21 protein-coding genes and 2 pseudogenes are annotated in these 21,455 nt (G+C 61.3%); 11 read left to right on the forward strand and 12 right to left on the reverse strand.

Annotated elements, in window-relative coordinates; genetic code table 11:
- The first annotated feature begins 394 nt into the window (after window positions 1–394).
- Together OSC50_RS07680 and OSC50_RS07685 are read left to right on the forward strand one after the other, a co-directional pair.
- Entirely contained in the window at window positions 395–2,134 is a 1,740-nt protein-coding gene (locus tag OSC50_RS07680) for an OPT family oligopeptide transporter (protein WP_266246199.1), read from the forward strand.
- Between the two features lie 109 nt (window positions 2,135–2,243).
- Window positions 2,244–2,870 (forward strand): glutathione S-transferase family protein, encoded by a 627-nt coding sequence (locus OSC50_RS07685; RefSeq protein WP_266246198.1) that lies wholly within the window; start codon window positions 2,244–2,246, stop codon window positions 2,868–2,870.
- Between the two features lie 76 nt (window positions 2,871–2,946).
- Here OSC50_RS07685 and OSC50_RS07690 read toward each other — a convergent pair whose 3' ends face one another.
- Window positions 2,947–4,710 (reverse strand): S8/S53 family peptidase, encoded by a 1,764-nt coding sequence (locus tag OSC50_RS07690; RefSeq protein ID WP_266246196.1) that lies wholly within the window; start codon window positions 4,708–4,710, stop codon window positions 2,947–2,949.
- A 124-nt stretch (window positions 4,711–4,834) separates the two neighbouring features.
- On the opposite strand from OSC50_RS07690, the gene OSC50_RS07695 reads away from it, so the two are divergent.
- Window positions 4,835–6,295, forward strand: coding sequence for an MFS transporter (locus tag OSC50_RS07695; RefSeq protein WP_266246195.1), 1,461 nt, complete (start codon window positions 4,835–4,837; stop codon window positions 6,293–6,295).
- A 36-nt stretch (window positions 6,296–6,331) separates the two neighbouring features.
- On the opposite strand, the gene OSC50_RS07700 is transcribed toward OSC50_RS07695, so the two are convergent.
- On the reverse strand, window positions 6,332–6,775 hold the full coding sequence (locus tag OSC50_RS07700; RefSeq protein WP_266246193.1) for a hypothetical protein: 444 nt from the start codon (window positions 6,773–6,775) through the stop codon (window positions 6,332–6,334).
- 217 nt (window positions 6,776–6,992) lie between these two features.
- Here OSC50_RS07700 and OSC50_RS07705 point away from each other — a divergent pair, with 217 nt between their 5' ends.
- Together OSC50_RS07705 and OSC50_RS07710 are read left to right on the forward strand one after the other, a co-directional pair.
- The gene (locus tag OSC50_RS07705; RefSeq protein ID WP_253508599.1) at window positions 6,993–7,358 is read left to right on the forward strand and encodes a hypothetical protein; all 366 of its coding nucleotides are present in this window, start codon (window positions 6,993–6,995) and stop codon (window positions 7,356–7,358) included.
- A gap of 109 nt (window positions 7,359–7,467) precedes the next feature.
- Window positions 7,468–8,206, forward strand: a pseudogene (locus OSC50_RS07710) (BPL-N domain-containing protein).
- A 12-nt stretch (window positions 8,207–8,218) separates the two neighbouring features.
- Here the strand turns inward: OSC50_RS07710 and OSC50_RS07715 are convergent.
- On the reverse strand, window positions 8,219–9,166 hold the full coding sequence (locus OSC50_RS07715; protein WP_266246191.1) for a helix-turn-helix transcriptional regulator: 948 nt from the start codon (window positions 9,164–9,166) through the stop codon (window positions 8,219–8,221).
- A 173-nt stretch (window positions 9,167–9,339) separates the two neighbouring features.
- Between OSC50_RS07715 and OSC50_RS07720 the strand changes: the two genes are divergently transcribed.
- From OSC50_RS07720 to OSC50_RS07730, 3 genes are read left to right on the forward strand one after another with little or no spacing between them, the layout of a single operon-like run.
- Window positions 9,340–9,768 (forward strand): hypothetical protein, encoded by a 429-nt coding sequence (locus tag OSC50_RS07720; RefSeq protein WP_181081486.1) that lies wholly within the window; start codon window positions 9,340–9,342, stop codon window positions 9,766–9,768.
- A 3-nt stretch (window positions 9,769–9,771) separates the two neighbouring features.
- Window positions 9,772–11,133: a M48 family metallopeptidase gene (locus tag OSC50_RS07725; RefSeq protein ID WP_266246190.1), complete on the forward strand. Its 1,362-nt coding sequence runs from the start codon at window positions 9,772–9,774 to the stop codon at window positions 11,131–11,133.
- Window positions 11,134–11,136: 3 nt separating this feature from the next.
- The gene (locus tag OSC50_RS07730; RefSeq protein WP_253508592.1) at window positions 11,137–11,802 is read left to right on the forward strand and encodes a hypothetical protein; all 666 of its coding nucleotides are present in this window, start codon (window positions 11,137–11,139) and stop codon (window positions 11,800–11,802) included.
- Between the two features lie 8 nt (window positions 11,803–11,810).
- Here the strand turns inward: OSC50_RS07730 and OSC50_RS07735 are convergent, their stop codons facing one another.
- From OSC50_RS07735 to OSC50_RS07760, 6 genes and pseudogenes are all read right to left on the reverse strand, one after another.
- Window positions 11,811–12,680 (reverse strand): AraC family transcriptional regulator, encoded by an 870-nt coding sequence (locus OSC50_RS07735; protein WP_181081487.1) that lies wholly within the window; start codon window positions 12,678–12,680, stop codon window positions 11,811–11,813.
- A 304-nt stretch (window positions 12,681–12,984) separates the two neighbouring features.
- The gene (locus OSC50_RS07740; RefSeq protein WP_266246187.1) at window positions 12,985–14,037 is read right to left on the reverse strand and encodes a DUF1176 domain-containing protein; all 1,053 of its coding nucleotides are present in this window, start codon (window positions 14,035–14,037) and stop codon (window positions 12,985–12,987) included.
- Between the two features lie 186 nt (window positions 14,038–14,223).
- Window positions 14,224–14,358 (reverse strand): annotated as a pseudogene (locus tag OSC50_RS07745) (GNAT family N-acetyltransferase); the annotation flags it as partial.
- Between the two features lie 563 nt (window positions 14,359–14,921).
- Window positions 14,922–15,857 (reverse strand): SDR family NAD(P)-dependent oxidoreductase, encoded by a 936-nt coding sequence (locus OSC50_RS07750; RefSeq protein ID WP_266246186.1) that lies wholly within the window; start codon window positions 15,855–15,857, stop codon window positions 14,922–14,924.
- Between the two features lie 169 nt (window positions 15,858–16,026).
- Complete coding sequence (locus OSC50_RS07755; RefSeq protein WP_181081491.1) at window positions 16,027–16,587, reverse strand: Crp/Fnr family transcriptional regulator; 561 nt, start codon at window positions 16,585–16,587, stop codon at window positions 16,027–16,029.
- Window positions 16,588–16,713: 126 nt separating this feature from the next.
- Window positions 16,714–17,166 carry a hypothetical protein gene (locus OSC50_RS07760; RefSeq protein ID WP_266246184.1) on the reverse strand — a complete coding sequence of 151 codons (453 nt, stop codon included), beginning with the start codon at window positions 17,164–17,166 and terminating at the stop codon, window positions 16,714–16,716.
- A gap of 436 nt (window positions 17,167–17,602) precedes the next feature.
- Between OSC50_RS07760 and OSC50_RS07765 the strand changes: the two genes are divergently transcribed.
- Both OSC50_RS07765 and OSC50_RS07770 read left to right on the forward strand, forming a co-directional pair.
- A complete protein-coding gene (locus OSC50_RS07765; RefSeq protein ID WP_094066784.1) occupies window positions 17,603–17,902 on the forward strand; it encodes a hypothetical protein in 300 nt (99 codons plus the stop codon).
- A gap of 132 nt (window positions 17,903–18,034) precedes the next feature.
- Window positions 18,035–18,268, forward strand: a complete 234-nt coding sequence (locus OSC50_RS07770) for a hypothetical protein (protein ID WP_253508584.1) — start codon at window positions 18,035–18,037, stop codon at window positions 18,266–18,268.
- On the opposite strand, the gene OSC50_RS07775 is transcribed toward OSC50_RS07770, so the two are convergent.
- Window positions 18,265–18,495 (reverse strand): DUF6124 family protein, encoded by a 231-nt coding sequence (locus OSC50_RS07775; protein WP_034136847.1) that lies wholly within the window; start codon window positions 18,493–18,495, stop codon window positions 18,265–18,267. The genes OSC50_RS07770 and OSC50_RS07775 overlap by 4 nt on opposite strands.
- Window positions 18,496–18,861: 366 nt before the next feature.
- The gene (locus OSC50_RS07780; RefSeq protein ID WP_266246178.1) at window positions 18,862–19,464 is read right to left on the reverse strand and encodes a hypothetical protein; all 603 of its coding nucleotides are present in this window, start codon (window positions 19,462–19,464) and stop codon (window positions 18,862–18,864) included.
- 133 nt (window positions 19,465–19,597) lie between these two features.
- Here OSC50_RS07780 and OSC50_RS07785 point away from each other — a divergent pair, with 133 nt between their 5' ends.
- On the forward strand, window positions 19,598–20,170 hold the full coding sequence (locus OSC50_RS07785) for a nucleotidyltransferase family protein (protein ID WP_266246176.1): 573 nt from the start codon (window positions 19,598–19,600) through the stop codon (window positions 20,168–20,170).
- Here the strand turns inward: OSC50_RS07785 and chrA are convergent.
- Entirely contained in the window at window positions 20,159–21,352 is a 1,194-nt protein-coding gene (gene chrA / locus OSC50_RS07790; protein WP_266247487.1) for a chromate efflux transporter, read from the reverse strand. The two genes, OSC50_RS07785 and chrA, sit on opposite strands and share 12 nt — an antisense overlap.
- Between the last annotated feature and the right edge of the window lie 103 nt (window positions 21,353–21,455).

Genomic DNA, 21,455 nt, shown 5'->3' on the forward strand with positions numbered 1-21,455 from the left:
CGGGCTTTGGAACATCTGGGAGGGTGTGCGTCCATACGTTTTATTTGTGGCGAGAGCGTCTTCCGTGGTGAGCGGGGCTTGCTGTGGTGAGCGGGCTTGCCCCGCGCTGGGCTGCGAAGCGGCCCCTCATAAGACCACCGCGTTCACCCAGACAAACCGCGTCGCTGGTTTTGGGGCTGCTTCGCAGCCCAGCGCAGGGCAAGCCTGCTCACCACAGCAAGCCCGCTCACCACATCAAGCCTGCTCACCACATCAAGCTCTCTCAATCCAACAAGGCTGTTCATAGCAGCAAGTCCGCTCAGCACAAAGAGAGGTTCGGGTGTCGTTTCAGGAACCTTCGAGGCTGAGGGTGCTCACTTGTTGGGTCGCTCTTTTTTTGCTGAAAGGACTCCGCATGCCTTCCACCCCGCCAGCGCTCCCTGAGCACGGCCCTATCCAACGCGAGCTGAGCCTGCGTGCCGTCGTCACCGGCACGCTGCTCGGTATCCTGCTTACGCCTTCCAATGTCTACGCCGGGCTGAAGATCGGCTGGTCGTTCAATATGTCGATCATCGCCCTGTTGGTGGGCTACGCGATCTGGCAAGGCCTGGCGCGGCGTTCGTCGCAGGGGCTGCCGTGGACGTTGCATGAAAGCAATATCAACCAGACCGTCGCCTCGGCCGCCGCGTCGATCATCTCCGGCGGGCTGGTGGCGCCGATCCCGGCTTATACCTTGCTGACCGGTAACCAGTTGGACGCGTTGCCGATGATCGCCTGGGTGTTCTCGGTGAGTTTCCTGGGGATCTGGATCGCCTGGTACCTGCGGCCCTCGTTGCTCAATGACGACGGGCTGAAATTCCCCGAAGGCATGGCCACTCTGGAAACCCTGTTGCACATCTACAACCACGGCCGCGAGGCCGCGACGCGCTTGAAAGTACTGCTGGGCGCGGCGGTGTTGTCGGGGCTGGTCAAGTGGGTCGACACGTTCCTGTGGGCGCTGCCGCGCTGGTCGCCGAGCGCTCACTTGGAGCGCCTGACGTTCACTGCCGACCCTTCGCTGTTGCTGGTGGGATTTGGCGGCATCATCGGCATTCGCGTCGGTCTGACGCTATTGCTCGGCGCCTTGCTCGCCTGGGGTGGGCTTGCGCCATGGCTGCTGGGCGAAGGCTTGGTGACGCTGCCCGCCGGCAGCACCGGCCCGCAGTTTGCCGCGCTGGTGGAATGGCTGTTGTGGCCGGGCGTGAGCCTGATGGTGTGTTCGACCTTGGCGTCCCTGGCCATTCGGTTGTGGGCGCTATATGCGTCCAGCCGCTCTACCGGGGCGCAGGCTTGGCGTGTGCCCAAGCCCGGTCCGGCCGCTGGATTCGTGCTGGCGATTGCCTTGGTGGTCAGCCTGCAGGCGCTGTTGTTCGGCATCAACCTGTGGATGGCGTTGCTGACCATTCCGTTGGCCATCTGCCTGGCCGCCGTGGCCGCGCGGGTTGTGGGCGCCACGGGTATTCCGCCGATTGGCGCCATCGGGCAATTGTCCCAGCTGAGTTTTGGCATCGTCGCGCCGGGCCAGGTGCCGATCAACCTGATGAGTGCCAACACCGCCGGTGGTTCAGCCGGGCAGTGCACTGACCTGATGAATGATTTCAAGGTGGGCAAGGCGATTGGCGCCACGCCGCACAAGCAGGTGATCGCGCAGATCCTGGGGATTTTTATCGGCAGTATCGTCGGCGTATTTGCCTACCTGGCGCTGATCCCCGACCCGCAGACCATGCTGTTGACCGAGCAGTGGCCGGCGCCGGCCGTCGCTACCTGGAAGGCCGTGGCGCAAACCCTCACCCATGGGCTGGACTCGCTGTCGGCCAGCATCCGTTGGGCCATAGCGTTGGGCGGCGTGATCGGCGTGCTGCTCGGCCTCCTGGACAGCACGTTGCCGGCACACCGTACGCGTTACCTGCCCAGCGCCGCCGCGTTGGGCCTGGCGTTCGTGCTGCCCGCGTCAGTGTCGCTGATGATGGCCCTCGGCGCCGTGCTCACCTGGCTGATGAGTTGCCGTTGGCCGAGCCTCACCGAACGCTTCGCGATCACCGCCGCAGCCGGCTTGATCGCCGGGGAAAGCATCACCGGCGTCGGCGCTTCGCTGTGGGCGATGGTCAACGGTTGAGGGCGAAACGGCTCGGCTGCACTCGCCTCATTCAGGTGCTTAATAGACGGCACTCGGGCGCGTTGGCGTAGTCTGTTGCTACACACCTACTGTCGTTCGCGGAGTTTGCATGATCACTGTCCACCACCTGAACAACTCGCGCTCCCAGCGCATCCTGTGGCTGCTTGAAGAATTGGGCGTGCCTTACGAGATCAAGCGCTATCAGCGCGACCCCAAGACCAACCTCGCGCCGCCTGAACTCAAGGCGGTCCACCCGCTGGGCAAGTCCCCAGTCATCGAGGACGGCCCGCATGTGGTGATCGAATCCGGCGCCATCGTTGATTACCTGATCCGCCGTCACGGCCAGGGCCGCCTGCAACCCGATCCGGCCAGCGCCACCTATGACGAATACGTGCAGTGGCTGCACTTCGCCGAAGGCTCGGCGATGCTGCCATTGATGCTCAACCTGTATGTGGGGCGCCTGGGCGATGCCGGCGCGCCGTTGCACCCGCGAATCGAATCGGAACTGGCCAACTACCTCGGCTACCTGAACGACGTGCTGGAGCGCACCCGTTACCTGGTGGGTGAAGACTTCAGCGGCGCGGATATCCAGATGAGTTTCATCGGTGAAATCGCTCAGGCACAGGGCAAGTTGCAAGCCTACCCGCACCTGGCGGCGTGGCTGCAGCGCCTGCAGGCGCGCCCGCCCTATCGCAACGCGGTGGAGCAGGGCGGCGAGTACGCGTTCGCCAAATGACCGCATGATGCCGGAGGCAGTGGCGTCGACCGTGCCGCTGCCATGGCCTGTTCGCCGGGCTTGAAGGCCCGGCGCTTCAGCGCACGCGCGTTCGGCTTTGCACCGCCAGGTCCAGGGCCTTTTGCATGTCCAGGCGGGCCGAGCGTCCTACATCTTTGTCGTTAAGCTGATAGTTGCGCTCCGAGGGCAGGATCGGCGCGGTGAGGTCCTGGGCGTCGTTGCGTTCGAAGTCATGGTTGTCACCGATGGTCATGGCGCTGCGGCGCAGCAGCATGCGCAGTTGCTCGGGCTGCAACTGCGGGTTGATCGACAGCATCGCCGCCACGAGGCCGGCGACCATCGGCGTCGCGTACGAGGTGCCGCAATGCACGGCGCCTTGCTCATCAGCGCCCGGGGTCGAGGCGTGGGTGCAAGCGGCGGCGGTGATGTCGACGCGCATGTCGACGTTCGAAGAGGTGCGCGTGACCGCATAGCCGGGGTCATCCACCGCCACGTCGGCGCGTTCGCTGCGCTGATGCCCGCCCACCACCAGCAATTGTTCGGTGATGAACGAGGAGGGCAGGCGGTAGTCATCGGTGCCGGAGAATGACGAGCCGTTGCCGGCCGAGTTCACCACGATCACGTCGGGATGCTCCTTGCGCAGCCACAGGAAAAACTCCTCCAGCAGTTCCTCATAGCCGCCCATGGCGATTCCCGAGCGCACCAGGGAATCGACCTCCTTGCCATTGACGTCTTGGGTGCCGACGCGATGGATACCCCAACTCCAGTTCAGCACCCGCACGCCGTCCTCCACCAGGTTGACTGAAGCTGCGATGTTGGCAGTGATGCCGGCGTCGGAATTGCGGTCGACGATGACCTCGAAGCCGCCGCTGGCCTTATCCAGGCCGCGCAGGAACCCGCGGTTGCCGCCCTTGTCCCAGCGCGCTGCGAGGATGCCGGCCACGGTGGTGCCATGGCTGTCGGGCTTGGTGCTGTCGCGGGCGTAGACGCAGGTGCGCTTGGGCGAACAGGCGCCGAGGTCGTCGGCGAAGTCCGCAGTGTCGAAATCCACACCGCGCTCGATCACGCCGATGCGGATCGGTTGTGGCGTAATCGGTGTGTGGTGACCGGGAATGCGTCGCTGATAGTAGGCAACCGCATCGAGAAAACGGTTGGCGGCCCACTCGTCGGAGTCCGCCGCGGGTTTGTTCGGTTTCGCCTGGGGCGCGGCCTGTTCCTGCTCTTCGGCGCCGGACTCTTCGATCACCACCGCATCCACCCCGGTCTCGCTGCCCAGGCGCAGCACCAGTGCGTCACGCTGCGTCAGGTCTTTGGCCGGCACTCGCAGCTGGTAGACATTCAGCGGCGCGATGGCTCCGACCACCGTCGCTCCATACTTGCGCGCCAGACGCTCGGCTTCCTGGCGCCCGTTCTGGTCTTCTTCGATCAGCACGCTGACCAGGTCGACATAGGTGGTCAGGCCGTCCATGTTCTTCGCCACTTCATCGGGTCGTGCGGCCACCACGTGGCTGTGACGCAGGGTCAGCCAGGCTGCGTTGCTGGTGCGCGGGCCGTCCTCCAGCCATAACGGGCCGCTCTGGTAGTGGCTGCTGTCGAGGTGCAGGCGCAGGGTGTCGCCATCACGCTCAACGGCTGGCGCGGGCAGCGCCTTGCCCGCCAGTTTCAGCTGCGGCGTGGCGGCGCCCAGCCCACGTATGCTGAGGCACCAGTCCTGTTGGCGGTTCTCCAGCAGGTTGCCGCAGCGCTTGAGGTTTTCCAGGCGCAGCGGCTCCTGGGCGCACGCGGCGGCGCTGGCAGTTACCGTGAGGAGGGTCGCGAGGGCGGTGGATTTGAAGGGCATGGGGCTGGTTCTTTGCCGGGAGGTGTTGTTCCGACTGTGGCGCAGGGCGCTGCGTTCCAAGACTTTGAACTCCTGCGGCGCCGCTTGGCTCCTACTTCATAGGTTCTGCACCAGGGATGTCGCGATGACCGATCAACACCTGCCTGCCGGCACACCCGGCGCCGTCTTTGAAACCGACTTGCCGGCGCGGCTCGACCGCTTGCCCTGGGGCCGCTTCCACACCTTGCTGGTGTTTGCGCTGGGTATCACCTGGCTGCTTGACGGCCTGGAGGTGACCCTGGCCGGCTCGGTGTCCGGTGCCTTGAAAAACAGCCCTGACCTGCGCATGAGCAATTTCGACATCGGCCTGGCCGGCGGCGTGTACATCGCCGGCGCCGTGCTCGGGGCGCTGCTGTTCGGCTGGCTCACCGACCGCCTGGGGCGACGCAAACTGTTTTTCATCACCTTGTGGCTGTACATCGGTGCCACCGCAGCGACGGCGTTTTCCTTTAGCCTGGAAAGCTTTTTGCTGTTTCGCTTCCTTACCGGCATGGGCATCGGCGGCGAGTACACGGCGATCAATTCGACCATCCAGGAATTCACTCCGGCGCGTTATCGCGGCTGGGTGGACCTCACCATCAACGGTACTTTCTGGCTGGGTGCCGCGCTGGGCGCCGGCGGGGCTATCGTGTTGCTTGACCCGAACGTGGTCGGCGGCGACCTCGGCTGGCGCCTGTGTTTCGGCATCGGCGCTGCGCTGGGCCTGATTATTCTGGTCATGCGCCTGTGGCTGCCGGAAAGCCCGCGTTGGCTGTTGATTCACGGCCAGCACGACGAAGCCCGGCGCATCGTCGAAGGCATCGAAACCCGGCTGCGCCACCAGGGCCATGCTTTGCCTGCCGTGAGCGGCCCCGGCCTGCGCCTGCACCCACGCGACCACACACCGCTGGGCGAAATCTTCCACACCCTGTTCGTCAGTTTTCGCCGCCGCGCGCTGGTGGGCATGACCCTGCTGACCGCCCAGGCGTTTTTCTACAACGCGATCTTCTTCACTTATGCCCTGGTGCTCACCGACTTCTACCAGGTGCCCGCCGAACAGGTCGGCTGGTACGTGCTGCCGCTGGCCCTGGGAAACTTCTGCGGGCCGCTGCTGCTGGGTCGGCTGTTCGATGTGATCGGCCGGCGCGTGATGATCAGCTTGACCTATGCGGTGTCCGGTGTGCTGCTGGCGCTGAGCGGGTACGCGTTTGCGCAAGGCTGGTTCGACGTGACCCAGCAAGCCATCGCGTGGATGGTGATTTTCTTCTTCGCCTCGGCTGCCGCCAGCTCGGCGTACCTGACCGTCGCCGAGACCTTCCCCCTGGAAATCCGCGCACTGGCCATCGCCGTGTTCTACGCATTCGGCACCGGGCTGGGCGGGATCATCGGGCCGACCTTGTTCGGGCAACTTATCCAGACGCAACAGCGCGGCAGTTTGTTGATCGGCTATCTGATCGGCGCCGTGCTCATGTGTGGCGCGGCGGTGGTGCAGGCGGTCTGGGGCGTGGCGGCGGAGCGGCAGGCACTGGAGACGGTGGCCAGGCCGCTGTCGCAGGCACGGGACTGAGGCGAGAGCGGTTCTGCTTCAGGTTAACTCCGGCATTCAGTGCATGCTGATGTACTGGAAATGCGCACGAGCTGTCTCGATAGCGTGACGCACTTCATCTTTCTGAGGTTCGTTGCCGGCGTAATAGATACGCATGCCGCTCAAGTCGAGCGAATCAAACGCGGTCTTGATAATCGCCACGTCGAGCGAGGTGCCCGAGCCGATAATTAAGAATCCGTTCTCCCCCGCGCTTTTTGCTCCCACCAGTGCCTGCCGAAGTTGGGTCGCGTTGGCACCCCCTCCCGCCGCAATCGAGATGCTGTCGCCGATCAGACCATGACTTGGGATTTTTACCGTGGGCAAGCTGACCGTGTTTTGGCCGGCTGCGAGCGTCATGACGTGGATGTCGGAAGCTTCCAGAACAATCTGCTGATCACTTTTACCCTGTGACGCGCAACCCGCAAGGATTGCCAATAAGGCCGCAGCTATTAATGACTTCATCTCATTTTCCTTGATGGGAGGGCTTCCGTGCGTGGGCATGATAGAGGTCGAATCAAGCAATAGCCATAGCACCTTGAGGGGCCGCTGGGATCAATCGAAACTGCGGTTGGCGGCGAAGCCGGCGCCATGACACCCGGAGATAACGCTGGTGTCGCCTTGGTTTATCCACTAATTTCTGCCATCACACGTCCACGCTACATCCCACGGAATTCGCCCCATGCCTCTGCGTTCGAGCCTGTTGTGCCTGTGTCTGTTCAGCGGCCTGAGCCAGGCCGCCGTCGACTGTTCCGCCCTGGCGGAAAAAATCTCCGGCACGGCGCCTGAGTTTCATCCTTCGGTGCAGGGCAAGGTGATCGGCACCGGGCGTGCGCATTTTCATACCGCGCCGGATGAGGCCTGTGCCAACAAGACGCTGTTCGTGATCCCCGGTGACGGCCTGACGGTCTACGCCATGCTGGAGGACCAGTCGTGGGTGCAAGTGAACTTCGTCGCCAAGGATGGCGAGGACTACACCGGTTGGGTCAAGGCCGACCGGGTGGAGATCGGCGAGGCTTACGGCGCGCCCTCGGAGGAGGGGCAGTGACCGGCGCCAATCAGGATCTCAGGCCGATTTACAACTGTTTACGTATTGCTTGATGGCTTCGCGTTAGGCTTCTTACCGACCCGACCCCACGTTGAATGAGCCTGCAAGCATGAAGCTCCCCGCCATCGCCGCCGTGTTTATCGCATTCGTTACGCTGCACTCGCCTTGGACGCAAGCCGCCACACCCCTCACACATGTCGCCATCTACCGTGGCCCGGCGGGCTGTGAGGACTGTTCCGAAAACGTCAAACAGGCGTTGCTGCGGCTCAGCCCCGATTACCAGATCGATTTTGTGGGCGCTGACGAAGCGGTCGACATCACCCCCCAAACCCTCGCGCGTTATGACCTGTATGTTCAGCCCGGCGGAGGCCAGGACATTCCTGCGGCGCTGGACAGTTTAGGTGCGGCGCGCGTGCAAGCCATCCGCGAATACGTGGCCAGGGGCGGGCGCTACCTGGGGTTGTGCATGGGGGCTTATCTGGCCGATAAGGGCAACTTCGGTTTGATCCGCTACGACCTTGATTCCGAAGCCGGGCGGCCGGGTTTTGAAGTGAAGGGCATTGAGGACGCGGCGGTGAGGGTGGTCTGGGATGGCAAGGCCGACAGCGTGTTTTATCAGGATGGACCTTATTTTCCCAAGGCCGATGCGCGCACCGTATACGGTGATTGCCACCTATGCCAATGGCGATGTCGCGGCGGCGCGGTACACCTATGCGAAAGGTGTGGTGGTGCTGAGCGGCCCGCATCCGGAGGCGGGGCAGGAGTGGTTCGAGGACGCCGACATTGCGCTGAGCAGGATGCCCAGAGGCGAGCTCTTTGGCGTATTGGTGCGCAAGGCGGCTGAATAGGCGCACCGAATATCAGCACTCAGCCCCCGGCGGATGGCCGAAATGCGCCTTATAGGCATGGTTGAAGTTGGCCGGGTTGGCGTACCCCAAGCGGTGGGCAATCTGCGCCACGTGCCATTTGCGCTGGCGCAGCAGGGTGCGCGCCAGTTCCAGGCGCTGCTGGCGCACGTAATCGAGCATCGACTGGCCGTACACGCGGCTGAAGGCGCGTCTCAGGGTGGTTTCCCCCACGCCCAGCTCCCGGGCCAGCGCCAGCGTGCCGGGCGGGTTCATCAGGTTGGCGTCGAGCTGAAAGCGTGCTTCGTGCGCCAGGTCCGAATGGCTGCGCAACGCGGCCACGGGTTTGGCCGGCTGCGGCGCCAGATGCGTGGCCAGTTCGACCAGCACGGCCAGGCTCAGGCTTTCCTGATTCAGCCGCTCCAGCGCGCCCTGGTAGGGCGAATGATAAAGCCGCTCGAGCAAACGTCCGAGTGCGCGGCAGCCGTTCAGCGCTGAAAAGTGCATGCCATCATCGAGCAGAGACGCCAACGGCTGCAGTGACGCGTCTTCTTCGGCCATTTCGCGCAGGTAGTCGCCGCCGATGCGCAGCCCGGCCATGCGCGCACCACTGCCCGCGGGCATCTGGTCCATGGCTTCCATGCTTTCGCTCAAGCCCAGCACATGGGGCGCGCCGGGGGTGTATTCATTCAGCACGCCGTCCACCCGATGTTGCCACTGCCCACCCAATACCTGAACGATGCACAGGCTGTCGGGCAGCACCTTGTGGATGCTCAACGGTTCGGGGAACTGCAGGTCACAGTCGAAATACTGCAAGTGCGACCGCACCGTCTGCGCGCGGTAATGCCCGATCGCGCTGCCCATGACTTGCCGCGCGCTGTCGTCGAATACGCCGGCCTGGTCCAGGGCCTCCGGGTGATCGAAGCAGAATTGGGTATCCAGATACGGGTTGCGGCGGTCCATTGAAAAAGCCTCCGTCAAGGCTGGTTGGCAACGTATGCATCATACCGACATCACGCAAAGGGATCAGTTGTTGTGAGCCACGGCCTTATTCTTGTGCGCAGCGGCCGCACCGCTTGGCAGAGCCTTGTGCGTTGATTTCAATGGTCGGCTTTGAACTGTCGAGGAAGCCGATGATGTTGATTTATCGCAAATGGGCGGCCCTGTTGGGCTTGGTGCTGGCCGTGTTCGCGGGGATAGCCCACGCTGACAATCGTCCGGAAGTCGCGGAAAAAGTGCTGGCCTACGCTGGGGAGGGCGGTGTGAAGGTCTGGACCCTGCGCATCGGTGCACGCAGCGACAATCAGGCGCTGGTGCAAGTGGAGGGCGTAGACCACGACTGGAACATGAAGATCCAGAAAATGGCCGTGGAAAAGACCGGTAAGGACACCCGCTATTCCACCACCGTGGACGGCCAGAAGTTTGTGGTGCTGGTGCTGCAACAGGGCTGGGGCGAGCTGTACTTGCCCGGCGAAGCTCAAGCGTTGAACGTCGGCTATGACGAATTCCTGTCCAGCCAAGGCAATGCGCAGGCGTTCCTGACTGACTACCTGCAGGCCAATTGAGCAATGAGCCGATTCGGACGGTGGTCATGGGCGCTGACGATGCTGCTGCTGCCGCTGGCCCTGATGGGGTGGGCCAGTGTGCAGAGCTGGCGCGCCGATGAAGTGCTGCGCGAGGCGCAGGGTATCGGCGGCGACTACGCCTGGCTCCGCGTGCGTCAGGCTCTGGCCGGGTTGGCGTATTGGCTGGCCCTCGCCGCGTTGGTGGCAGGGCCTGCGACGTGGGTGAAGCTGCGGCTGGACGCCTGGCGCGCGCGACAATCCAGGGACTTTCTCTACGACCGCCTGTTCCTCTGCTGGCGTGCTCTGGGGCAGTGGTTGGTGGCCTACACCGGGCTGTTGGTCGGCGCGCTGGCGGTAAGCCTGCTATATGAATTGAGCTGGGGCTGGAGCCACTTCAAGGCCGGCGGCTGGTTCATGCTGTTGGTGGCGGTGCCGGTGATTGCGGTGCTGTGGGTCGGGTGCCTGCTGATCGAGCGGTTGCGCCGGCAATGGCACGCCCTGGACCGGCCGTCCTCGGCGTTTCTGGGGCAAGCCATGGGGCGCGACAAGGCCCCGGCCTTGTGGGGCTGGATCGAACAACTGGCCCATACCGCCGGCGCGCCGGTGCCCGACCATATCGTGGTGGGCATCGACCAATCGTTTTTTGTCACCAGTGTCGATGTGGCGCTGCAACCGGCCGGTGATCTGCTCACCGGGCGTACTCTTTACCTGCCGCTGACCTACCTCTCAACCCTGAGCCAGGCCGAGACGGCGTCGATCATCGGCCATGAGCTGGGGCATTTCAGCAGTCGCGACACCGAGCGCGGCAGCGAAATCGGCGCGCATTTCAGCCTGATGTGCGTGCACTTTTCGTTTATCAGTGCGGGGGATGCCGACCCGGCGTGGATCGAGCGCCCGGCGATCTGGATGACGCAGCGTTTCCTGCACCACTTTCAACTGGCAGTGCACCACTGGGGCCGCGCCCAGGAACTGGTGGCGGATCGGGTGGGCGGCAACATCGGTGGCGAGCGGTTGTTCTGCCAGGCGCTGCTACGGGTTATCGCGCTGGACGCCGAAATCAACACGCTGCTCAGCGAGCGTCACCCCAACCTGATCCAGGCCCTGGCCGACCACCTGCGTCGCACACCGCTGCGCTTGAACGAAGCGGCGCTGGACCATGCCATTGCGCACCCTTTCGATACGCACCCGCCGACAGTGCTGCGCCTGCAGCAACTGGGCGTGGTGCTGGATGACGCCCTGCTGGCCGAGGCCACGCGCGTGCCCACCGAACACGACCGCCACTGGTTCAGCCAGCTCACCCAGGCGTCGTCCGCGCCTGCCGCGCAGCCCTTATCACCGCCACTATCCATCGCCCAAGGAGAATGACCCATGACCCAACCCTCCGATCCGCTGTCGGATCTGGCCAGCACACTCAGCCAGGAATACGCCGACTCCCGCGATGCTCAGCGCGAGCGTGCGGTCGCCGAACTCGAGCAGGTTATCCAGCGCGTGCCCGAGCAGACCGAATTCACCAACTCGCGCCGGTACAAGATACGCGGCCCGTTGTTTTTGCTGGTTTCCCTGAGCTTGCTGGGGTTCGCGCTCCACCGGGGTTCCACCGGCCTGGGCGTGTGTGCCGCAGTGATGGCGGTGTTGTTTGTGTTGTTGACGTGGCAGCACCGCAACGCCGGGCAACACGCCTTTATGCGCCTGACCCGCCGCCAGTTGTTTGTGGACACCCTGAGCGCGCCGGTGGACCTGGTGGACATTGTCGATGTTTCCATCAGTGAGGAGGGCTGGCTGACGGTACAGAAACTGATTTTGCGTGCGGATGCGCCCCTGCCTGTTCATCGCTCCGCGCGACAGCTGTTCGGCAACCAGGCCCTGGCCCTGAAAAAGCCCCAGCCGCAGATCCGCATCCAGTCCGCCGGCCTGATGCAGGGCGGCCGCACCCTGGATTGCGACCAAATCGCAGAGATCCTCAACGCCTATTGCCAGGCCGCCCATGCGCAACGTCACCTCGATGCGTTGCGCCAGGAGGCCCAGCGGGCTTGATCGGTCCGCTAGCGCAGCGGCACATACACATCGGTCTGCCATTGATCCTGCGGCGTCTCGGGGTAGACGCTCAGGTAATGGAAGAACAGCGGGTGGTCGCGAAGCTCCTCGCCGCTGGCAGGCAGCCAATCGCGGTAAATCGGATAGATGGTTTCGCCGATATGATCCGGCGAGCCCACATGCCGCACCACCACGCAGCGCCCGGCAGGAATGACGCGCGCATGCACGCCAAACTCGTTTGGTGCCACCGCTGCGTCAATCTCGCCACAAACGGCGAAGCGAAACGCCTCCGGCGCGGTGGTATCGGGGTTGTTATACGGAATGCCAAACGTGCGGCTCGACGCCACCGGCGACTGGCCGCTCTGCTTGCGCCATTCGATAAATCGGCTGGTCGTCTGATTGACCAGCCCGGCGGGCCCGCAATGCTCAAGCGCGGCCACCTGGGTTTCGGGGAATTCTACAATGCGTAATTGCATGATGATCGTCCTGGAAAAGTGAGGGATAGCGAACACCGCATTCCAGGTCTGCCAGTTCGGCGCTTTCCTGAACGCACTCGGCGCCATACCGAACGCCCGCCGGAACGCCCGGCTGAATGCCTCCGGGCTATCGAAACCGGCACTGAGCGCGGCCTCCAGCACCGAATAATCGGCAGCGGTCGCCAGGCTATGGGCCGCACGACGCAGGCGCATCAGTTGCACATAACGCGACACCGGCACGCCGACAAACGCGGTGAACTGTCGATGGAAGTGAAACGCCGAAAAATTCGCCACCCGGCTCAACGTATTCACCGACAGGTCCCCTTCGAGATTGGCCTGGATGTAGGCGAGGACGGCGTTGAAGCGCTTGGTGTAGGCGAGTTGGGTCGGCGTTTCGGACACTGGGAGAAACTCCTGGAAGGGCGGTCGGCGATAGAGTCGACTATAGCGGGGCGCGCGTGCCTAGCCGGGTTTGCTCAAGGTGTGATTGGGGTAAGAGGCTCTACACAACCCGTTCAGTGAAAACATAACCTGAGAACACCAGGTTTTGTGGTGAGCAGGCTTGCCCTGCGCTGGGCTATTAGTGGTCTGCCCCCATAGTCTTAAGCACGCTTGTTCGCTTCCTGAATAATGCCCGTGTATCTGGTAGCTGGCAGATATCGGCACATCACCGCCAAGCGGCCTCCTTTGCGGGATATTCGCAGTATCAGCGACTTCCCTGGCTACGCCACAGCACAGGCCAATAAGCCTGATCGAGCCCCATGCAAGGGATCATTTCAGCCGCATGCGTGAGCGTGAAACCGCTACCGTCGTAACGCCAGCGCAGCGTAGTACCACAACCGCCCATCCTCATCGCTCTTTCCTGACTGCTAAGTACACCCGTGGCCGGATCAAACTCTACGAAGCCCTGGGGCTCTCGTTCCGGCAGGTTTGGCACTTCGGCGATCAGCGCTGCGCGCGCCTGCTCTGGGTGGTCCAAGGGTGCTTGGTAAATACTGTAGAAGCAGTTGTAGCCCCCACAGCCGGTTTCGATGATCACTAGTGCTTGATCTGAACTCAAGGCGTAGGCGCTGGCTTTTGGCGTGATGTCTTCATTCAGATCTTCTTGCCAGTCCTTGCGGGTAGCAACGACCACGGCATCCGCGATCTGTTTTGCTTTGTCCGCAGTTAGCGCGGCAGGTGCCTGCCAAATTGGCGCTATCGGAGCGGCAGGGGCTGACGGCACGCTGCTAGCGGGCGCCGGGCCCTTGGAAATCAATGCGTCCTGCGTGCCGACCCGCCCCTGAACCGAGTCCATCAGCAACAGCGCCGCACTCATCCCGCTTAGCGATGCGTACGATTTGCCCTCCTTGACCGGCAGCACTAGGTAGTTCCCATTGCGCAACTCTGTGATCAGGGCTTGGGCTGACGAACCGTTGAGTGCATAAACCTCGGGGGTATCGCCTTCTTTCAGTACGCCACGTTCAAATTGAGACTTCAGCGGTTTGTCATCAAGTGTTGGCTGGCCACGGGTTTCTGTATAGCTGAACACCCCGACATGCAAGGCGCCTTGCGGGCCGGCTTCACGTGTGACTCGTATGCTGAACGTTGAAAAGCCCGTGTCATCGCGCTCCTGCACGGCACTGATCGCCGTGCATGTTCGTGTGTTATCGCAGCCGATAATCCAGTCCTTGATGTCACGCGCCAACGGGACTTTCTCGGCAGCATGAACGCAGCCAATGCCTGCCGCCAAAAGGAATGTGAAAATGCTACGTATCATCAGACAGACGCCTCTGTACAAGTAAGCGCCTATTAAGACAGAGTTTTTTGCTGATACCTATTGAATGGCCGTCAGTCACAACAGAATCGCCGCATTGAACAACCGGCGCTGCAAGTGGAAGCATGCAAACGGGGTGCGACCACATTTAAACAATGGGATCTGCCACCGACCTCTGCCTTCAACCCACTAACACGCTGGGCCGCTCACCGTAAGATTGTGGCGGACATAATAATTGTCGAACTCACTGCTTTGGACGAACTGGAAACCATATCGGGTATAAAAACGATTCGAGGCGCTTTCTTTGAGGGCACTTACTTTAATCGACCTTGTGCCGAGGAAGTAGGCTTGGCGATGATCGTGCGAGCCGAGTTTTTCGGTGCCGATGGCACTGGCTATCTGGGATACGTGCACTGGAGTCTGGTTGAACATATTAACCATCGACAACCCACGCTGTTCCTCAATGACGGCACAGTTGTTTCGTTCTGGGCAGGAATTGTTAAACCCATCCTGGGATGAAGCCTCAGATGAAGCGAAACGGATTTCTTTCCCTATCACATTTGAGTCTGAACCATTACTCGGGCTCACGCCGATGGTCGGCTTCTTGGAAGGGATGTATTACTTGGATAGCAATGACCAGATTTCTTGCGTTTCGATGGGTGAAAGGCGAGGGCGGTAACTACCCTCATCTGGTTTACAGCAGTGACTGATGCGGCAAAAAAGCCAGCGCGAGTCGCCTGGTTCTGACCGCTTTCTGACCGTGGTGACCGGCAAAAATCGACCCCATAGCTGCCCTTAGCGAAGAGCAGCTACCGCCATAAAGCTGCTGTTGGGGGCTGGGGTGCATTGTCGAGAAGCAAGCAAAGGGGACGCTCGATGCCTAGGGCCTATTCGCCCTTGGCCATTTCAACTCTCCCCATCTCCAACGCTCCGCTGAGCAGCACTGCATTTCGTACACGGGCGGGAAGGATAGTGACAAGGGCTGCCATTAGACCGTGTCGCCAATGGCCATGAGATGAGAGTGTGTGGCCTAAATGAGACAGCGCTGCGCTGGCAGCCAATTCTGCTGGAATGGTAATGGCAGCTGGTTCTGTGCCTGCTGCCATAGCTGTCGCCATGACGGTGGGCTGAAAGGACAAAACGTCGAGTTGATCTGAATACTCAAATGCCAGCGGAACAGTGAGATGATCAACGAAAGCCTTGCAGGCTCCATAGATCTGCGTACCCGGCCAATAAAAGCGTCCCACAATGGAGCCTACGTTCAGAAGCGCCGCACGTCTTCCTGTCGAGGAGCTGTGCCTGAGAAGTCCAGGCAGCAACGTATGGGTCACGATAGCGGTGGTACTGACATTCACAGCCAGCAAACGGCGTAGAGTTGCAGTCGGCACATCCGCATAACGCCGATGTACTGTGGTGCCTACACAGTTGATCAGCACCGAGAGATCAACATCCTCTGCGGCGGCGGCCAGGGCTTGATAGGTGTGTGGCGCCGAATCCGACAGGTCAAGCGCGATAGTTCTAACTTGAACCCCCAACTCCTGCAACTCGCTCTGGAGGCGATCAAGTTTGGACTGGGTACGTGCTGCCAAGATCAGGTTAAAGCCGCAGTGGGCTAATTCGCGGGCGAAAGCTTTACCCAAACCGTCGCTGGCACCAGTGATGAATGCCCAGCTTCCTTTACCGTAGCGTTTGGCTAAAGATTCGCCGTTGAATCGCGCTGGTAGCCAGAGGTAGATCCAAAGCCAGCGTGCTAACTTGACTAATGCCCAAGTCAGAAATGCTGCGCCGGAAATCTGCAGTACAGCCAGTAAATTCAATGCCATCGAGATACCTCCAGAAGTGGATGGATGCTTGAAAAGTCTCATCGCTACTGTGGTAACCAAGGGCAGCGGGCTATGTCGAAACATCAGCCCGTTAGCTGCCGCAGATTGGTCAGAGCAGTGGTGAAGGCCAATCGTGCTTCTCTGGCGTTATGTTGTCATTTACATATGTTCAGATGCCGGTTTTGTCTGCGCTCGCTTTCAGCTTTCGCCGAATTCGGCTCAAGTGAACTGGGGTCACCCCCAAATAACCTGCAAGCACGTGCATGGGAATTCTTGCCAATCGATCTGGCTGAGTGGAGAGCATGCCCAGATATCGTTCTGTAGGGGTTTGCGAGATGGCACTGGTGTAGAGCTTGATGTAGTCGACCAGTCGCAACTGCGTGAGTGCCAGCAACTGAGTCTGCAAGATTGGTTTCGAAAGGGTGTGCGCCAGAACGGTGTCCCGGTCTAGCACGCACAGGTGGCACGCTTCCATCGTGATAATTTCCAACTCGCTTGGACAGCCGCTAACCAGACTCTCCAGAGAGCTTACGACCTCGCCCTCAAAAAAGAATTGGACGCTGGTATCCGTTCCTTCTGCGTCGCGCACGCAGATCCGCACTGCACCAGCTTTGATGAGGTAGAGGTTTTTAGCGAAGTCTCCCGACCGTAATAGGGCATGGTTGGCCTCTATGTGGAGGTGTTTGCCGTACGTTAGGAAGAAGTCGCCTAGGACAGTGTCTAGTTGCATGAACGCAGTACCGCACAAGGAATGGGGGCGCCGGTGTCGACAGGCCGCTTCTGGCGATTTCTGCCTGTCACGACCGATAGCTGTAGGTCGACTGACGCCGGTCAGGCCAGCGTCGTTCGTCGCTATTTAGGAGCCATTTGGTGTGGAGTGTAAGAATTTACCGCCTTTAGCTTCCACTGCCGAGCGAACGGCCTCGGAGTCTGATTTAGAACCGATGAATGCAAGTTGTAATTTAGGAAGCATAGTTGTTGTATTATTTAAAGCCGAAATAGCTGAGTTAGCTGCAAAAGAACTATTAACTCCTGAGATGGCGACACGAACGTCAGCTTCGCTTGCAGGGGCAATTATTTGGTGGATGCTTGAAACAATCGGAGAGTCTAGACCTGCACTTCCGATAAGGGCGGATGCCATCGCTCCAGAGATAGCGTTATCAGCTGCGGGAATCCAGATTAAATTGAATTTTTGTTGCTCAAACAAAATTGCCGCAGATTGTGCAGCTTGCTGTGGCGATTGGCTCACAGCTGTAGCGCATCCTGCTAATGTAAATAATAAAAGTGTGAGTGCTATAACAATTTTCATGATTGCTCCTGATTATTTATTAGTCGACACTACTGCCGCGGTTTTGCTGAATGCATGTAGTGTAGCTTTCCATAGCAACACGTGACCTCTTGATTATCCTGAAAATTGATTTTCTAATCGCGAGATTAAACGTAAAGGCGCGGCAGTGATAGACGCATCATTACTGATGCAGTAATAGCCTCTCCACGGTCTGCATCTGGACGATTACTGCCCGTCACAATGAGCTATATCTGCATACGGCCCTTTGTGAGTCAACCTATCAAGTCAGTGTTGGTTCACCCTGGACTCTTCTTCCTTGCCCCTGCAATTGCTGCCCGTTCAACCCTGAACCAGACCGCAGTTCAACACCATAGGTCCGGTCGACCTGCCGATGCGTGGAACGACCCGCTGTGCCTTTCAGTCTACCTGTACCTATTCATCGGTAAGGTATGGCGCAATGGATAAGACAATCACCGTGGACCAACTGGCGACCACTGACCTCAGATCGGTCAACGAGATCTGGCTCGGCGACACGCATACGCAGCTGTGTCTATGGCGTGGTGAGCAAGTGTTCACCCACGAGATGCTCAGTGAGGGAACCCACGATCAGAATGTTCGGCGCCTGTGCTTGCAACTGGTCGATCCTGACGATCAGGCTGCGGTGGCCCGTGTTGAGGTGATCGTGCGCGAACGGCTGGTAAAAATGGGCAAGGAGGGCGAGTTTTATCCGGCGCAAGAGGCGGACACTTATCAGTAATCGCGCTGCCGCTGAGCAAGTGGGCGGGCCGGTCATGGCCGAAACCGGCCCATCACGCCTGCAATCGGTCTACCATGCACGCCCCGGCAGTGGTTCCACGCGCTACCGTTCTTTTCCTCAATAGGTACCGCAATGTCCATCGAGCACATTTCTCTCCCCAAAGGCGTCGGCCCGCAGGCCGTCAAGCTTCTTGACGCCATTACCGGCGCCGCTACCCATGAAGAACTCAACCGCGCCGGGGGTAAAGCCGAAGGGTTTGTGCTTGGGCTGGAAGCCAGCAAAGCGATCAAGAGCCAGGTCGCCGAGTCGTTGTATGTGGCTTACGACGACGCGGCGAGCCATCGGGCGGATGAGCTGAAAGGTTAAGCCGAGCAGGGCGCTTCGCGGTCGAGGAGGCGGGCGGTGAGCAGTACGCCGAGTTCGCTCAGTTGGTGGATGGCCAGGGCGATGTCGCGGTGTTTGCCGCTGAGGTCTTCGGACAGGTCGAGCAGCAGTGTGCTGACGCTGGTGAAGGTTTCGTAGCTGTTGGTGATGAGGCTTTCGGTGCTGGCGTCGGGGGTGACGCTGAAGAGAGTGGTTGAATCGATAACCATGGTTAAGTTCCTTGCTCGAGGCCGCTTCCCGTTCGCTACTAAACAAAAGGGAGGCAGCTGTACGCAGGTTAGTAGACCGGTGGAACCTAACAAAACCGGCGCACCCGGAGGTGCCCTGCGCACAGCCGCCATCAAGCACAGACACCGGAACGTCTGACAGATGATGCTTATGCAATCGTTAGGTTGAATCGTGGGCTACTAAACCCGATCCCTGAGAAATTCAGCGACCGGGCAACCTTAGAGACGGCCACCCCAGCGCACAAGCCGGCGGATTCTGACGCAGGCGTAGGCAAGGGAGCAAGGCGTCGCAGGGTATTCGGATTTTGCCTTCAGACGATTTTCGCCAACACCGTCCACATGCTCCGATCAGAACCCCTGGCTGACGCTGACACCGCGCATGATGGAAAACCTGGGGTCGATCAGCTTGAGGCCCTGTTCACCTTTCACGCGGCCGACCGTCACATGGTAGGTCTTGGGCGCTTCGGAAAGGTTTTCCGAGTGGCGCGTGAGTTTTGCCAGGGCCGGGGTTTTGGCCCAGGCGGCCATGGGCATCTGGCGGATATCTAGGGTGACCACCCAGGATTTGTCCACGGCGGCGCCCATTGGGTCGGGGTTGGGGCTGATGTCCTTGATCTTGGCGATTTCGTAGCCTTTGGAATAGCAGAAGCCCGGTGCTTGTTCGGTGTAGGCCGTGCGACCGGCTTCGGTGAGGCTGTAGGTTTTGTCGCTTTTGGCCAATAGGCCGGCGTCGACCAGGGCGTCGAACGCCGGTGCGTTGCCGCTGGAAACGGCGGCGCTGAAGCCTTCGCTCAAGGTGACCGGGAAGCTTTTGAACATTGGCGCGCTGACGCAGGCAGGGCCTTGCAGCTGGGGTTGGAGCGCCGTTTGAATGTCCGTGTCGGACGGGCTGTCGCTGCAGGCGGTGAGCAGCAGGGCGCTGGCGGCGAGGGCCATGGCGTTGAGTCGCATCGTTTTATCCTTGACGATTGAGGGCGGGTCGGCACTGAGACTGTCACGTTGAGTAAATGTTTCCGCCATTTACAGCGGTGCATTATTGTGGCCGCCTTCGCCTGAATAAGCACCGCCGTCCGCAGGAGCGCCCATGACATTGACTGTCGACACTTTCCTTTCCCCGGCCATGGCCAACCCGCTTAACGTAGAAATCACCGCGCGCCTGCCCGACCTGGGTGTGGCGCAGTGCATGCTCACGGCGGGCTGCCTGTTCCAGGCGGTGTGGAACCATCAGGCGAATCGACCGGCCGATCAGGGGGTGAAGGACTACGACGTTTTTTACTTCGACCCAGACCTGTCCTACGAAGCTGAGGACGCGGTGATTCGCGCGGCGCAGGCGTTGTTCAAGGACTTGGGGGTGAATGTCGAGGTCAGGAATCAGGCGCGGGTTCACCTGTGGTACGGCCAACGTTTTGGTCGACCTTACCCCCAGTTGCATTCGGCCCGCGACGGCGTGGATCGTTACCTGGTCGCCGGCACCTGCATCGCTTTGGAGGTGGCGACGGGTGAGTTGTATGCGCCTTACGGGTTGCAGGATGTGGCCGAGGGCGTGCTGCGCATCAACCCGCTGCACTCGGAACCCGCGTTGTTTGCGCAAAAGGCCCTCAGTTATCAGGCGCGCTGGCCCTGGCTCAGGATCGTCGCGCCCGGTTCAGCCGAGTAGGCCACCCAAGGCGGCGCAGCCAGCCACCACCAGCCACGGCGGCAGCTTCCAGGCCATCAGGGCGACGAGTGCGAGTAACGCCAGGGCAAGGTCGTACAGGTTGAAGATCGCGCTGGTCCACACCGGGTGGTACAGCGCCGCCAGCAACAGGCCGACCACCGCCGCGTTGACCCCCGCCAACGCGGCCTGGGTGCGTGGGCTGTGGCGCAGGCTTTGCCAGAAGGGCAGGGCGCCGAAGATCAGCAAGAAGGATGGCGCGAAGATCGCCAGCAGGCACACCACGCCGCCCAGCCAGCCGCTGGGGGCTTGGTTCATTGAGGCACCCAGGAAGGCCGCGAAGGTGAAGAGCGGCCCCGGCACGGCTTGTGCGGCACCGTAGCCGGCTAGGAAGACGTCATTGCTCAGCCACTGCGGCGCTACTACTTCGGCTTGCAGCACCGGCAGCACCACATGGCCGCCGCCGAATACCAGCGCGCCGCTGCGGTAGAAGGCGTCCACCAGCGCCAGGCTGTGATGGGGCAGCCCATGCGCCAGCGCCGGCAGGCCCACCAGCAGCACGGCAAACAGCAGTAACCACAAGGCCCCGGCGCGTCGGCTGAGGGGGACGGGCAGTGCGTCGGGTTCAGTGGCCAGTGCAGGTTTGAATAGCACCAGACCGGCCAATCCAGCGGCGGCAATCACCCCCACCTGCGCCCACGCCGAGGGTTGCCACAGTACTGCTGCGGCCGCGAGCAGCATCAGCAGCACCCGCGTTACGCCCCGGCACAGGTTGCGCGCCATGCCCCACACGGCTTGGGCGACCACCGCCACCGCGACCACCTTGAGGCCATGCAGCACACCGGCGGGCACGGCCGTACCGTAGTGGGCCAGGCCCAAGGCAAACAGGATCAGCAGCAACGCTGACGGTAATGTAAACCCGGCCCACGCCGCCGCCGCGCCGCCGTAACCGGCGCGGGTCAGGCCCAGGGCGATGCCGACCTGGCTGCTGGCCGGGCCGGGCAGGAACTGGCACAGGGCGACCAGTTCGGCATAGCTGCGCTCGCTCAGCCAGCGTCGCCGGGTCACGAACTCCTCGCGAAAATACCCCAGGTGCGCAATCGGGCCGCCGAACGAGGTGAGCCCCAGGCGCAGGAAAATCAGGAACACCGCCCAGGGGCTGCTGTGTCGATCGCTGATGGGAATGGTCAAGCGTGGGCTCTCGGGATGGCGGGTTGAAGGCACGGTACTCAATTTTAATGACGGCTGAAAGCGCGCGATCCGACGCGAATTTCCGACCCGCATTGAA

Source organism: Pseudomonas quebecensis (assembly GCF_026410085.1).
Lineage (GTDB): Bacteria > Pseudomonadota > Gammaproteobacteria > Pseudomonadales > Pseudomonadaceae > Aquipseudomonas > Aquipseudomonas quebecensis.

Bases quoted from the DNA above. Each gene is read 5' to 3' on its own strand.
- OSC50_RS07780 (WP_266246178.1), bottom strand. From the start codon at position 19,464: ATGCGACTCAACGCCATGGCCCTCGCCGCCAGCGCCCTGCTGCTCACC.
- OSC50_RS07730 (WP_253508592.1), top strand. From the start codon at position 11,137: ATGACCCAACCCTCCGATCCGCTGTCGGATCTGGCCAGCACACTCAGC.
- OSC50_RS07765 (WP_094066784.1), top strand. From the start codon at position 17,603: ATGGATAAGACAATCACCGTGGACCAACTGGCGACCACTGACCTCAGA.
- OSC50_RS07690 (WP_266246196.1), bottom strand. From the start codon at position 4,710: ATGCCCTTCAAATCCACCGCCCTCGCGACCCTCCTCACGGTAACTGCC.
- OSC50_RS07705 (WP_253508599.1), top strand. From the start codon at position 6,993: ATGCCTCTGCGTTCGAGCCTGTTGTGCCTGTGTCTGTTCAGCGGCCTG.
- OSC50_RS07755 (WP_181081491.1), bottom strand. From the start codon at position 16,587: ATGCAACTAGACACTGTCCTAGGCGACTTCTTCCTAACGTACGGCAAA.
- OSC50_RS07770 (WP_253508584.1), top strand. From the start codon at position 18,035: ATGTCCATCGAGCACATTTCTCTCCCCAAAGGCGTCGGCCCGCAGGCC.
- OSC50_RS07785 (WP_266246176.1), top strand. From the start codon at position 19,598: ATGACATTGACTGTCGACACTTTCCTTTCCCCGGCCATGGCCAACCCG.
- OSC50_RS07720 (WP_181081486.1), top strand. From the start codon at position 9,340: ATGTTGATTTATCGCAAATGGGCGGCCCTGTTGGGCTTGGTGCTGGCC.
- OSC50_RS07750 (WP_266246186.1), bottom strand. From the start codon at position 15,857: ATGGCATTGAATTTACTGGCTGTACTGCAGATTTCCGGCGCAGCATTT.
- OSC50_RS07715 (WP_266246191.1), bottom strand. From the start codon at position 9,166: ATGGACCGCCGCAACCCGTATCTGGATACCCAATTCTGCTTCGATCAC.
- OSC50_RS07700 (WP_266246193.1), bottom strand. From the start codon at position 6,775: ATGAAGTCATTAATAGCTGCGGCCTTATTGGCAATCCTTGCGGGTTGC.
- OSC50_RS07760 (WP_266246184.1), bottom strand. From the start codon at position 17,166: ATGAAAATTGTTATAGCACTCACACTTTTATTATTTACATTAGCAGGA.
- OSC50_RS07680 (WP_266246199.1), top strand. From the start codon at position 395: ATGCCTTCCACCCCGCCAGCGCTCCCTGAGCACGGCCCTATCCAACGC.
- OSC50_RS07725 (WP_266246190.1), top strand. From the start codon at position 9,772: ATGAGCCGATTCGGACGGTGGTCATGGGCGCTGACGATGCTGCTGCTG.
- OSC50_RS07740 (WP_266246187.1), bottom strand. From the start codon at position 14,037: ATGATACGTAGCATTTTCACATTCCTTTTGGCGGCAGGCATTGGCTGC.
- OSC50_RS07695 (WP_266246195.1), top strand. From the start codon at position 4,835: ATGACCGATCAACACCTGCCTGCCGGCACACCCGGCGCCGTCTTTGAA.
- OSC50_RS07775 (WP_034136847.1), bottom strand. From the start codon at position 18,495: ATGGTTATCGATTCAACCACTCTCTTCAGCGTCACCCCCGACGCCAGC.
- OSC50_RS07685 (WP_266246198.1), top strand. From the start codon at position 2,244: ATGATCACTGTCCACCACCTGAACAACTCGCGCTCCCAGCGCATCCTG.